The sequence below is a fragment of the Gilliamella sp. App4-10 genome (genome assembly GCF_001690495.1).
Taxonomy (GTDB): Bacteria; Pseudomonadota; Gammaproteobacteria; order Enterobacterales; family Orbaceae; genus Gilliamella; species Gilliamella apicola_G.
In genome coordinates, this window is sequence record NZ_LZGS01000044.1 from 62,789 (window position 1) to 76,889 (window position 14,101).

Genomic DNA, 14,101 nt, shown 5'->3' on the forward strand with positions numbered 1-14,101 from the left:
CGCACTTGTGAGATATTATGTATTTAAATTTTAAAAGAAAAAAAAGTTGGTTGTTACACCTATTTGTTACATTACCAACTTTATTATCAATAATTTATTTTGGATTAATAGCTGAAAATATTTATACCTCAGAAGCAACGTACATTATACGTTCTTCGGATACTCAATCGTCATTGGGTAGTTTGGGTAGTTTTTTTTCAAAGGTTGGAATTTCACGTTCCAATGATGATTCATATGTAGTTCTGTCATATATCAAATCTAGAGATGCATTATCTTCTGTCGAAAAAGTTTTACCAATACAAGAATGGTATACGAAAAAAGGAGATATAATATCCCGATTTAATGGTTTTCATCTTGATTTTTATAATAAAAAAGAATATTTTTATCGTTATATGGGCAATATGATAAATGTTAATTTCGATAGTTCAACAGGTATTGCTACAATCAATGTGAATGCTTTTGATATGCAAGATGCGTTCAAAATAAATGAACAACTATTAAAGCAGGCTGAAGGCTTTGTGAATCAAATAAATTTACGAGCGAAACAAGATCTCATAACTGCATCATTAGCAGAACTAAAAAATGCTGAATCACAGATGAAGAAAGAGGCTCAAGCACTAGCTGAATTTCAAAAAAATAAAAATGAAGATGCTAATTTAGCAGAATATCAACAAATACTAATTAATAACACGGTAGCTAAACAACAATTTGAAGCTGCAACTTTATCGCTACGTAACGCTCAAGTTGAAATAACAAAAAAACAACTTTACCTTGAAAGAATTGAACAACCTAGTTTATCAGATGTATCATTTAAACCTGCACGTATTTATAACATCATTGCAACTTTTATAATTAGCTTTCTAATATATGGTATTATTAATTTGCTTATTGCTGGTGTAAGAGAGCATAAAGATTAATGACAGAAGTAGTTGCGAAAACATCATTTATGCGTTCATTAAAAATACAAATTAATGTATTGAATGCTTTAATTCTGCGAGAAATTATTACTCGTTACGGACGTAATAATATTGGTTTTCTTTGGTTATTTGTTGAACCTATGTCATTAACTTTGCTAATAAGTCTAATGTGGTTTTTTTTTAAAATCAATTCTGTTTCTAACCTTAATATTGTTGCATTTGTATTAACTGGCTATCCAATGGCAATGATGTGGCGCAATGCATCATCTAGAGCAAAAGGTGCAGTTACGGCCAATCAAGCATTACTATATCATCGTAATATTAAAATTTTAGATTTAGTTTATGCACGTGTTTTCCTTGAAATGATTGGTGCAAGTGCTGCTCAAGTATTTGTTATATTGCTTTTTACTTTTGTAGGGGTGATAGCTATACCTTATGATCCTTTTTATATGCTATGTGCTTGGGGGTTAATGTGTTGGTTTTCTCTAGGTTTAGGTTTAATCATCTTTGTTTTATCTACTAAATATGAAGTTTTTAATAAAATATGGAGTACCTTAAGTTTTATACTCATGCCTCTGTCTGGAACGTTTTTTTGGGTTGATACATTTCCCCATGAAATTCAAGAATTATTACTTTATATTCCACCAGTTAATGGTACAGAAATGTTTCGCTCTGGATATTTTGGTCCATCAGTTATAACACATCAAAATATAAGTTACTTAGTTTCATGCAATATCGTTTTATTATTTGCGGGATTAACTATGGTTAAGATTAATGAAAATAATATCCTTGAGGGTAACTAATGATTATTGTTAATAATGTAAGTAAACAGTATCCAACAAGGAAAGGATATAAGACTGTTTTAAATAATATTAATTTTTCTTTACAAAAAGGAGAAAAAATAGGCATTTTAGGGAGAAATGGGGCAGGGAAGTCAACTCTTATTAGGCTTATTAGTGAAATTGAAAAACCAACATCTGGCTCAATAGTAAGAAATATGTCAATTTCATGGCCACTTGCTTTTTCTGGGGGATTTCAGGGTAGTTTGTCTGGAATGGATAATTTAAAATTTATTTGTCGAATTTATGGTAGTTGTATAGAAAAAACAAAAAAATATGTTGAGGATTTTGCCGAATTAGGTGATTATTTATTTGAACCAATAAAAAAATATTCCTCTGGAATGAAGGCTCGCCTAGCTTTTGCTTTATCATTATCAATTGAATTTGATTGCTATCTGATTGATGAGGTAATTGCTGTTGGCGATTCTAGATTTACACAAAAATGTAAAAAAGAATTATTCGAAAATAAAAAAGATCGTGCTCTTATTTTAGTTTCACATAACATGAATGCTATAAAAAACTATTGTGATAAAGCCATGGTATTAGATGCTGGTTGTCTATATCAATTTGACACGATTGCACAAGCATATACTTACTACAATAATCAACAGAAAAATATTTAATATTTATAGTAAATCTTGTTAAATTAATAGAACGCTAAATGAAAAGAGTCTCAGTTTTCTCAAAAAAAATCCTAGCTATAAAAAATATTAATCATTTTTTTTCTGATCTATCATTTAGTTATAAAAAAACAAAAAAAATTGATGCAATTGCTGGGTGGGGTTATCGTTCAACAACAGCTAAAGCTAGGGCATATGCAACTAAAAATTCACTACCTTTTATTGCTCTTGAAGATGGTTTTTTGCGCTCAATTGGTTTAGGATTAGAAGGATTTCCACCATTATCACTTATCGCTGATAGTATTGGAATCTACTATGATTCTAGAGCTCCTTCAGATTTAGAAATATTAATAAAAAATAAAAAACTTTTAAATCATCATTTTAATAAAGCTGTATCTGCAAAAAAATTAATTATTGATGCAGAATTATCAAAATATAATCATGCCCCTGATTTTTTGGGGTTCAATGATAAAACCAACAATCAAAATAAAAAAATATTAGTCATCGATCAAACTTTTGGGGATATGGCTGTTGAATTGGGTGGTGCAAATCAGCAAACGTTCATATCAATGTTGAACTGTGCAGTTAAAGAAAATCCGTCTTCAACTATTTATGTGAAAACTCATACAGATGTAATTAATGGGCATAAGAAAGGTTATTTAACTCAAATAGTTAATCATAATTCTGTAATGTTATTTAGTGAAGATGTCAACTCTTTTTCTTTACTTAAACACTTTGATAAAATTTATGTTGTTACATCACATATGGGATTTGAAGCTCTTTTATTGGGTAAACAAGTTATTACCTTTGGTTTACCTTGGTATGCAGGTTGGGGTGTTACAGACGATCGACATAAAAATATAAATCATTTACGAACAAATAATAGAAGAACTCAAGCTACAGTCTTAGAGTTATTTACTGCAAGTTATATATTATATTGCAAGTACATAAATCCTTATACAGGCAAAAACGGAACAATTTTTGATGTTATTAACTATTTAATAAAAATCAAAGCACTCAACAATAAACTTAGAGGTATGATTAACTTAGTTGGATTTTCGTTGTGGAAGAAACAAGTGTTATTACCTTATTTAAGGTTACCCTCTGTAAAATATCGTTTTTATTCGACAAGTGGTTTTATTAAGATTATTAATAACGAAGCACAAGGAAAAAAAATAAGAGCTGAAAACATATTAATATGGGGACAAGGAAAAAAGGCATTACTCCCAATTATTAATAGTTTGAGTCCATTTCGTGTTGAAGATGGTTTTATCCGCTCAATTGGTTTAGGCTCTAATTTAGTTATGCCATATTCACTAGTTATTGATAAAATAGGTATTTATTTTAACTCTCAAAATATCAGTGAATTAGAGTTTTTATTAGCAAATAAAAAAGTAAATAGATGGGAAAAAGAAAAAGCTAATTCGTTACAAAATTTACTAATTTTAACAAAATTAGGTAAATACAATGTTGGTGAAAAAATTGTCATTAGGCCGAGTAATAGCAAAGCAAAGGTCATTTTAATACCTGGTCAGGTTGAAGATGATGCATCTATTATATATGGTTCGCCTGTTATAAAATCAAATCTAGACCTGATAAAAGCAGTTAGACAAAATAATCCCAATGATTATATTATTTATAAACCGCATCCAGATGTTTTGAGTGGTAATCGAAAGGGGCATGTAAATAATTTAGAAATAAAAAAGTATGTTGATGATATTATTGGACTTAATAATATTATTGATTGTATAGAGCAAGTTGATGAAGTTCATACAATCACTTCGTTAGCGGGGTTTGAAGCATTAATTCGGAATAAACACGTAGTATGTTATGGACAGCCATTTTACTCTGGTTGGGGATTAACAGTTGATATATACCCTAACATTAGAAGAAAGAGGTCATTAACTCTTCACGAATTAATTTATATTGTTATGTATGATTATCCCATTTATATTCATCCTGATTCTTTAGATTTTACTGATCCAGAAACTTTAATTAGTTATTTAAATAATAAAAAAAATAAAAATTTAAAACCAACCAAACAAAGCTGGTTAAAAAAACAAATCAACAAATTAAAACAGCTTATTTTTCTTTTTTGTAAAATCAAATTAAATAATATTAAAATAAAATAGTCGTATTCATTACAGTAATTTGAGATTTTCTATATAAATATGCTTAAAAAACAAAATAACCGAAAACATTAACATTCCACCAATGGTTGGATATCTCAACAACAATATGAACAATTGTATTACCCAAATAAGCAAATCATAGAGGTAAGCACTATCCAATATTTTGGCGTGGATCAAATTTTTTAAAAAAAATTATAATTTTTAATACATTCTTGTGATATCCTAATAGAAAATATTAAATATTTTTATATCAAGTAAGTTATTTAGTTAACTTAAAATTATCAAAAAGAAAGTAATGAGTCACTATTTATACGAACTAGCCCATACAAGAAGTAATATACTCTTGTTGCAAGGTCCTATTGGTCCTTTTTTTAAAAATGTTGCAGCGTGGTTACAAAAATCTGGATGTAATGTTTATAAAATAAACTTGAATGGAGGTGATGAACATTTTTATCCGCACAACAGTGTTTCTTTCTATAAATCAATTGATGCATTTCCTCAATTTTTAGAAAATTATATCCAACAAAATACTATTGATGCGATTGTAGTTTTTGGTGATTGCCGAATTTACCATAAAATAGCTAAAGCAATAGTAGATTCTAATTCTAATTTATCATTTTGGGTGTTTGAAGAAGGTTATCTTAGACCTCATTATATTACGTTTGAGAAAAACGGAGTTAATGGCTTTTCTCTCATACCTAAAAATCATGATTTTTATCAAAGTGTAGAAATTACACCTATCGATGAAAGCAAGAAAAAATCTCAATATTATTCGATGATTTACTATAGTATAGTATATTATATTTTTATTTTATTAAAAAAAAATAAATATTCTAACTATGTACACCATAGAAAAACATCATTATCTTTTTATGCTTCTCATTGGACTTTGGCTTTAATTCGAAAATTCAAGGCTAAGTTAACTCAGCCTAAATTGATAAAAAAAGTTATTAACAATGAGCATAAACCATTTTATATTTTTCCTTTGCAATGTAATGAGGATTCTCAAATACAGGTTCATAGCCATTATCATTCTATGAAATCATATATTTTTAGAGTTATTCGTTCATTCTCTTTATTTGCTGATGAAAAAACCATTTTATTAATTAAGCATCATCCTATGGATGAAGGTTTTAACAATTATGCTCAATTAATAAAAAAGCTGGCTAAACGTTATGGTGTTAGAAAAAGAGTAATATATATTCATGGTATTCCCATGCCAATTTTACTGAGGAAGGCAATAGGGCTAGTTACGGTTAATAGTACTTGTGGATTGTCAGCACTTATTCATGGGTTGCCAGTAATAGCGTTGAGTAATGCTCATTATGATATAAAAGGCCTAACTTACCAAGGAGAATTAGATCGTTTTTGGAGGGAAGGGAAAAAACCTGATACTCAACTATTTGAAAGATATCGAAGTTATTTGTGTAATAAATCCCAAATTAAAGGCTCTATTTATTATAAAGATTTTAAACTTAATATTAGATAATTTAATATAATGAGTAAACTTACTAAATTTTTCAAAAATACAGGAATCTTTTTTAGGGATTATTTTATCAAAAGGTATCCTCTGTCTTTTGATGAGCAACAACATGACTTTTTTGAAGAAGAATTATTAATTAAAAATGATTTTAAATTGTATAATGTTGATATTAATACAAGTAATGAGCCAATTGATGTTGTTATCACTTGGGTTGATAATCACGATCCAAAATGGATTAAAAAGTTAGAATACTTTAAAAAACAACAAGATAAAAATATACTTAACCCCATGTCAATAGATAATGCAAGATTTGAAAATCATGGTGAAGTATTTTATGTGATTAAAAGTATTGAACGTTTTATGCCATGGGTAAGGAATATATTTTTAGTTACAGATAATCAAATTCCAAAATTTGAGTTACCAAATAAAGTCATTATTGTTGATCATCATCAAATTATTGATAAAAAATATCTTCCTACTTTTAATTCTCATGTTATAGAAGCCCATTTGCATAATATTCCAAATTTATCTGAAAACTTTATTTATTTTAATGATGATGTCTTTGTAGCTAGGAATTTACCTAAATGTCATTTTCTGAGTGGAAATAATTTAACATCTTTATTCTTAAATAGAAAAAACTTAGATGTTATGCTTGGCAAGGGAGGCAATACACCTACATTATCAGCATGCTTAAACTCTAGACAATTATTATTTAATAAGTATGGCAAAGATATAAATATTCCTTTGGTTCATACTTATATACCATTAAAAAAATCTTATTTTAATTTTGCATGGTCTTATTTTGGTGAAGATATTAGTGAATTTATTGGTAATCGCTTTAGATCTAATAATGATATTAATTTAGCCACATTTTTAGTTCCATGGATGATGTATCTTGAGGGAAAATCAATATTGGCTCGAGATATTTGTTATTATTTTAACATCCGCTCAGCATTCGCTAACACAAACTATAATATTTTAAATTATAAAAATAAAAACAAAATATTACCTCACTCTATTTGTGCAAATGATTTTATTGCACAAAAATCAACTTTGTCATATAACAAAGATGATTTGATAATTTTTTTAAAAGAATTTTACAGATAATTTTTATTAATGTAATGTAGTTTATTGAAATATAAGGTCATAAGAAGGAGTCTCATGAAAATTACATCAAAAACAAAAAAATTATTTCTTACCCCCAAACTTTTTTTTAAAGATTATAATGATAAAAGAAAAAAAACTGATTTACCCGACTACTTATCTTCCTTGATTTTAGAAGACATTATATCTAATAAAGAAAAAGAAAAAGAAAAAGAAAAAGAAAAAAATAAGGATAAGGAAATAGATAAGGAAAAAGCAAAGGAAAAGGAAAAGAAAAAAGATAAGGAAAAAGATAAGAAAAAGGAAAAAAATAAGGAGAAAGATAAGGAGAAAAGTAAAACTAAAAAGAAAATTCCAACTTATTATCAAAGAGTTGCCATTAATGATAATGGTCAATTGTTTTATGATAGATTAATTGAACTTTGTAAATTAATAAATATTCCATTTATGACTGGTGCAGCAGAAGATCCTTGGATGAAAGGAATTCATATTGATTATGAAGATCTAGATATATTTGTAAAAATGCTTCAATATTGGTTCTCAGAGGAGACTTACTATCTAAAAGTTGATAAAGAATTTTTCTTAATAAAAAATATTAAGAAAAAAGTAGATATTCCTCAACTTAAATTTTTTGATTTAATACACATCGAAAATGAATATTCCACTAAATCTTATTCAAATAAGTATTATTCGCTTATAAGGATATATTTTTGGAGTAAACAAGAAACATATTCTGATCTAGCTCTTTATACGATTAAAGAAAGTAACAAATTTGTTAGCAAATTAACTACAAAAACATTTAAAAATTACGTTAATTGCCATAAAAATTTAGATGAATATTTAGAATCTAGTTCAATCTGTTATTCTTTCCCGATCGATGCTGTAATTACTTGGGTTAACGGAGATGATCCTGCGTGGAAAACTGAAAAAGATTTATATTCTAATAATGTTGATTCATTAGGGGGAGAAGGTAGGGCAAATAAAGATGAGCGTTTTCGAAATAGAAATGAGTTAAAATATCTTCTAAGATCTATTGAAATGTTTGCACCATTTATAAGAAACATTTTTATTGTAACTTGTGGGCAAACGCCAGACTGGTTAAATGTAAATAATGATAAAATAAAGCTAATTAATCATAAAGATATTTATAAAAATAAAGATGCTTTACCTACTTTTAACTCAAGTAGTATTGAAACACAACTTCACCACATAGATGAATTATCTGAACATTTCCTTTATTTTAATGATGATTTTATGTTAACGGATTTTTGTACACCAAGTGACTTTTTCTTTGCTAATGGTATTATTAAGTATTTCCCAGCAGAGACTAGAGTTTATGAAGAAGATATTGATGATTCTAGAGAGGAATATTTATTATCGGATCGTAACGCAATTGGATTGATAAAAAAAGATCTTGGAAAATCTGGTAATGATATAATGTTACATTGTCCTTATCCATCCAAAAGAAGTCTTTTATATTTTCTAGAAAATAAATTTGAAGAGGAATTTTCTAAATGTGAAAAGGAAAGGTTTAGATCTAAAAATGATTTAAGACCGATTGCCTTTATGCAGTACCATTATGGATTCCAAAAAGGGTTAGCTGTCCCGTCTACACTACCACATCGTTATTTAGCTTTATATAAAAAAACGATTGATAAGCAGTTTAATGGTGTTTTTAAAACAAGAAAATATAAAACTATCTGTATTAACGATGTTGCAGTTCCTGAAGATAAACTTTTATCTGTAAACGATTTGACGATTGATTTTTTAGAATCTTACTTTCCTTTAAAATCGTCATTTGAAAAGTAGTTTTATAGATTCGAATAGGAGCCGATAATATGAATCACGATCAAAAAGTCATTCTGGGAAAACATAAAATATATGTATATAGAGGTACCATATTTGAAAATAGCGCTGAGGTTTTATGTGAAGCACCACTAAAAATTGGTGGTGAAATATCATTTAAAGGTTCTATTGGCGCATATACATACATAAGGAAGGGATGTAGATTATCACCGGGGCTAAAATCGATAGGGCGCTATTGTTCAATAGCGCCTGATGTAAAAATAGGCGATGGTAATCATCCAACTACTTGGTTATCGACAAGTCCTTTTCAGTGGGGGGCTTTTCCAGTCCCTATAGAATATCCATTGGAAAATAGAATTGTTTTTGAAAAACCTACCAAAACTATTACAATAGGGAATGATGTGTGGATAGGTACAAATGTTACTATCACACCAAACGTTACTATTGGGGATGGTGCTATAATTGCAGCTGGAGCAGTTGTTGTCAAAGATGTTGAACCATACTCAATAGTGGGCGGTGTACCAGCACAAGTGATTCGTTATAGATTCGATGATAAAATTATTGAAAGATTACTAAAACAGCAATGGTGGAGGTTTGCTCCAGATATGCTGTCTGGGATTAGTTTTGATAATCCAGAATTAGCCTTAGATGAAATAGATAATTTAATAAATAATAAAAAAATATCTGAAGATCACCCTAGTATTGTAAAAATTGGACCTATGGGAGTTATTCTATGAATAATAAAATTATATTGCTTTAATGATTACCGTATTAAAAAACGTATAGAATACTTAAGAAATGGGCTTCAAAGTTAACGGTTAGTTAATATATGATAGATTTTATACGGAAATATATGGTTAACTAAAAATTTTTGGCAAGCATTATTAAATTAACAATAATGCTTGTCCAATACAAATAGTAATTGTCTCCTAAGAGAACACAGCAAACGTAGAAAATTATACTGCTTGATTTAGGATTTTATACACAATCAGCGTCATATAATTTAATACCTCCTGCGGTTTTTCTGTGTTAGAAATTGTTAGCCATTCTTCGGTTACCTTTCTTGCTTGTTCCAGATTATTAAATAGATATAAATCCAATATTTCTGTGCAATAGGTACGGTTATATTGAATGATTTAACCGAACTTATCGAACCAAAGTGTTAGTATAACTACCCCTTAAAATAGTACAGTAAAAGAGTAGAAAATTCTCTTTATTAACCCAGAGAGGATTTAAATATGAAAAAATGACTGAACATCAGATTGTATCTATTTTAAAAGAAGCAGAAGCCGGTATCCCTGTCAAGGAATTTTGCCGTAAATATGGCATGGGAAATTCAATTTGAATATAAAACCCTAAGACAAGCAGTATAATTTTCTACTTGAATCTTGTACTAAGTTTGAGGTATTTACACTGGGGTTTTCATCATGTAAATATTCCATAAAAATGATAATTGCAAAATAGCATAAAATTGGAGTTATATTTTTACCGTTTATAATATATTATTAGCCTTCCTTGGAGATAGCTCCATTAATTTATTTAATAATTTAAAACCATAATAAAAAGAGAAATATTCATTATGATGCGAATTGGATTGTTTATTTTAACTAACTTAGCTGTTATGTTTGTATTCGGAATTATTCTAAGTATTTTAGGCATTGATTCACATAGTACGTTAGGATTACTTATTTTTGCGGCAATATTTGGTTTTGGTGGATCTTTTATATCCCTTCTGTTATCTAAGCGAATGGCTTTGAGGTCAGTAGGGGGACAAATTATTACGCAACCTAATAATAATCAAGAGCAATGGTTACTTGATGTTGTTCGCCGGTTATCAACAGAACTTAATATAAAAATGCCAGATGTTGCTATTTATCATGCTCAAGACGTAAATGCTTTTGCAACTGGCGCAACCAAAAATAGCTCTCTTGTTGCGGTAAGTACTGGTTTATTAAATACGATGACTCAAGATGAAGCTGAAGCAGTGATTGGTCATGAAATGAGCCATGTTGCTAATGGCGATATGGTCACAATGACTTTATTACAAGGTGTGCTTAATACTTTTGTTATTTTTATTTCACGAATTTTAGCCTCTGTTGTCGCACAAGCATTAAATGACCGCAATCGCGATTTATCACAGTTAGCGTATTTCTTGATAGTTATGGTTTTTGAAATGGTATTTGGTATTTTAGCTAGCCTTATAACAATGTGGTTTTCTCGTTATCGAGAATTTCACGCTGATGCTGGTGCGGCTAAATTAGTTGGAAATACAAAAATGATTGCAGCTTTAGAAAAACTTAAAACTAGCTATGAGCCAAGTGAGGATGCTTCAATTTTAGCATTCTGCATTAATGGTGCAAAAAAAGTGAAATTTTCAGAATTGTTTATGTCTCATCCACCTTTAGAAAAACGTATAGAAGCTTTACAAAATAGGACTTACCAAAGTTAATAGTTCGTTAATCTATAACAAATTTTATACACAAACGTTACTTACCTGAAAATTTTTGACAAGCATTATTAAATTAACAATAATGCTTGTCAAATAAAGAATACACTATTAATTAGTTATCGTTTCAAAGAGTTTATAATGCCACAACATCAAAACACCAATAATAAATTAGAATTACTTAGCCCGGCCAAAAATATTGAGATTGCACAGCAGGCTATTTTACATGGCGCAGATGCCGTATATATTGGTGGACCGAACTTTGGTGCTAGATATAATGCAGGTAATTCGGTTAGCGATATTGCTCAGCTAGTCGAATTTGCCCATCGTTATTATGCAAAAGTGTTTGTAACCTTAAATACCATTCTTCACGATAACGAACTTGAACCGGCAAGACAACTTATATGGCAGTTTTATGATGCAGGTATTGATGCGTTAATTGTGCAAGATATGGGTATTTTGAATCTAGATATTCCACCCATAGATTTGCATGCTAGCACTCAAATGGATATTAGAACACCTGAAAAAGCCAAATTCTTGTCTGATGTTGGTTTTTCACAAATAGTATTGGCTCGTGAACTTAATTTAGCTGAGATAGCAAAAATTAATGATCAGATTGATGCAAAAATAGAGTTTTTTGTTCATGGTGCACTTTGTGTGGCATTTTCAGGACAGTGTTATATCTCTCATGCACAAACAGGGCGTAGTGCGAATCGGGGAGATTGTTCTCAAGCTTGTCGGCTTCCTTTCACCTTAAAAGATGATCAAGGTCGTATTGTTGCTTACGATAAACATTTATTATCAATGAAAGATAATAATCAATCAGATAATTTGAGCGATTTAATTCAAGCAGGTGTGAGATCTTTCAAAATAGAAGGGCGTTACAAAGATTTAAGTTATGTCAAAAATATTACTGCTTTTTATCGTCAAAAATTAGATAATATTTTAACCCAATCTCCTGATCTACAACCAGCATCAAGCGGCCGAACAGAACACTTTTTTACACCAGATCCTAACCAAACATTTCATCGAGGAAGCACGGATTATTTTGTACACGGAAGAAAGCCAAATATAGGCGCTTTCAATTCACCTAAATTTATTGGCTTACAAATTGGAGAGATAACCAAGATTACGCCTAAAACCATCGATATTAAATCCGAGAAAATATTAACTAACGGAGATGGTTTAAATGTACTGATAAAACGAGAGATTTTTGGATTTAGAGCCGATAAGATAGAAAAACTTTCGGTCAATCAATACCGAATTTACCCAAATGAAATCCCTAAACCACTTTTTTCAGCTAAATTACCTTATATGATCAATCGAAATCTTGATCACATGTGGCAACAAAATTTATTGAAAGAATCAAGTAATCGTAGAATTGGCGTGTCATTTGAATTATATAATATCGAAAATGGTATTGAGCTAAAAGCAAAAAGTGAAGAGGGAATTTGTGTTAAATTAGAACTAAAGGGCACATTCAATCTTGCAGAGCAACCAGATAAAGCATTGATAAATATTAGAGATAATTTAGCTAAACTAGGACAATCTATATATTATCTAACTGAATTTGAAGTAAATCTATCAAAAATTTATTTTATTCCAATTAGCCAATTAAACCAATTTAGACGAGATGCCATTGATAAATTGACTGCTGCAAGGTTAGCAAATTATCATCCCCAAAGACGTAAACCTGAACAGAAACCGGCTCCAATTTATCCTGAAAATCATTTAAGTTTTTTAGCCAACGTTTATAATCATAAAGCAAGAGAGTTTTATACACAACATGGAGTTGAATTAATCGAAAGTGCCTATGAGGCTCATGAAGTTAAAGATGATGCACCATTAATGATAACGAAACATTGCTTACGATTTGCATTTAATTTGTGTCCAAAACAAGCAAAAGGGATTCAGGGAGTTAAAACCAAAGTTACACCAATGAAATTGATTCAAAATAATAATGAAGAATTACTACTGAAGTTTAATTGTAAAGCTTGTGAAATGCAGGTTTGGGGTAAAATAAAAAAACCTATTTTAAAAATGCCAGTTCCTGGTAGTGAAGTTATTTTTATGACAAAAAATTAAAGTATCGAATGAAATTATAGCTATAAATGGAAGTAGTGAGGAATTCGCAATAATCAACTTAATTTAACATAATATACATTATGCGCACTAAAATAAATGTACATGAATTATTGAGATATAACTAATAAAATCAGCATGTAAATTCAAGTATAAACTGGCTGGAATATATTGAAATCTATTATAATCTCCAACACAGCCATACAATATGACCAAAATGACAAAATGATATAGGTGTGTATTGTCTAATATTTTGGCTAGGATCGAGATATTCGTAAAGCGATTTATACCATTAATGCAATGCGATAGAGTCTTTAAATACGGTATTCCATAGGTTTTGCCGACCAAAAGTCATTTATCTGTCAATACAACAAGTTTCTGAAAAATGGATATAAAATTTGCTGACAGAATCAACCTAAAAAATTCCAAGTTGAGCCTATATCCCACAGTTGTTGTTTTAGATAAATCAAGTATAAATTCAATGATGTTTATTGTTAATCATTAAGTTACAATTCACAAAACTAACCACTGGGAAAATTTTCACCCTCTTTTTTTTAATTATAAAAAACTATAAATATCAAAATGTTAAAGTCGGAATAATGTATATTATGTTAAATTAAGTTGATTATTGCGAATTCCTCACTACTTCCATTTATAGCTATAATTTCATTC

11 protein-coding genes are annotated in these 14,101 nt (G+C 29.4%); 10 read left to right on the forward strand and 1 reads right to left on the reverse strand.

All coding sequences use genetic code 11. From position 1 onward, the window contains the following. Positions 1-17 precede the first annotated feature (17 nt). The 8 genes from A9G23_RS09365 to A9G23_RS09400 all read left to right on the forward strand — a co-directional run bounded on the left by A9G23_RS09365 (position 18) and on the right by A9G23_RS09400 (position 9,638). On the forward strand, positions 18-917 hold the full coding sequence (locus A9G23_RS09365; RefSeq protein ID WP_065587355.1) for a hypothetical protein: 900 nt from the start codon (positions 18-20) through the stop codon (positions 915-917). Further along, positions 917-1,720, forward strand: coding sequence for an ABC transporter permease (locus tag A9G23_RS09370; protein WP_065587356.1), 804 nt, complete (start codon positions 917-919; stop codon positions 1,718-1,720). The genes A9G23_RS09365 and A9G23_RS09370 overlap by 1 nt, the downstream gene beginning before the upstream one ends. Continuing rightward, positions 1,720-2,379 carry an ABC transporter ATP-binding protein gene (locus tag A9G23_RS09375; RefSeq protein WP_065587357.1) on the forward strand — a complete coding sequence of 220 codons (660 nt, stop codon included), beginning with the start codon at positions 1,720-1,722 and terminating at the stop codon, positions 2,377-2,379. The genes A9G23_RS09370 and A9G23_RS09375 overlap by 1 nt, the downstream gene beginning before the upstream one ends. Before the next feature lie 38 nt (positions 2,380-2,417). Next, on the forward strand, positions 2,418-4,508 hold the full coding sequence (locus A9G23_RS09380) for a capsular polysaccharide biosynthesis protein (protein ID WP_065587358.1): 2,091 nt from the start codon (positions 2,418-2,420) through the stop codon (positions 4,506-4,508). A gap of 295 nt (positions 4,509-4,803) precedes the next feature. Continuing rightward, positions 4,804-5,997, forward strand: a complete 1,194-nt coding sequence (locus A9G23_RS09385) for a capsule biosynthesis protein (protein ID WP_065587359.1) — start codon at positions 4,804-4,806, stop codon at positions 5,995-5,997. Positions 5,998-6,006: 9 nt separating this feature from the next. Then, positions 6,007-7,098, forward strand: a complete 1,092-nt coding sequence (locus tag A9G23_RS09390) for a stealth family protein (RefSeq protein WP_065587360.1) — start codon at positions 6,007-6,009, stop codon at positions 7,096-7,098. A gap of 54 nt (positions 7,099-7,152) precedes the next feature. Further along, positions 7,153-8,904 (forward strand): stealth family protein, encoded by a 1,752-nt coding sequence (locus tag A9G23_RS09395; protein WP_065587361.1) that lies wholly within the window; start codon positions 7,153-7,155, stop codon positions 8,902-8,904. Between the two features lie 29 nt (positions 8,905-8,933). Further along, positions 8,934-9,638: a CatB-related O-acetyltransferase gene (locus tag A9G23_RS09400; protein WP_065587362.1), complete on the forward strand. Its 705-nt coding sequence runs from the start codon at positions 8,934-8,936 to the stop codon at positions 9,636-9,638. A gap of 219 nt (positions 9,639-9,857) precedes the next feature. On the opposite strand, the gene A9G23_RS11960 is transcribed toward A9G23_RS09400, so the two are convergent. Beyond that, positions 9,858-10,037, reverse strand: a complete 180-nt coding sequence (locus A9G23_RS11960; protein ID WP_081297023.1) for an integrase core domain-containing protein — start codon at positions 10,035-10,037, stop codon at positions 9,858-9,860. Between the two features lie 443 nt (positions 10,038-10,480). On the opposite strand from A9G23_RS11960, the gene htpX reads away from it, so the two are divergent. Beyond that, positions 10,481-11,350 (forward strand): protease HtpX, encoded by an 870-nt coding sequence (htpX, locus tag A9G23_RS09410; RefSeq protein ID WP_065587363.1) that lies wholly within the window; start codon positions 10,481-10,483, stop codon positions 11,348-11,350. 138 nt (positions 11,351-11,488) lie between these two features. Then, positions 11,489-13,432: a peptidase U32 family protein gene (locus A9G23_RS09415; RefSeq protein ID WP_065587364.1), complete on the forward strand. Its 1,944-nt coding sequence runs from the start codon at positions 11,489-11,491 to the stop codon at positions 13,430-13,432. Positions 13,433-14,101 lie beyond the last annotated feature (669 nt).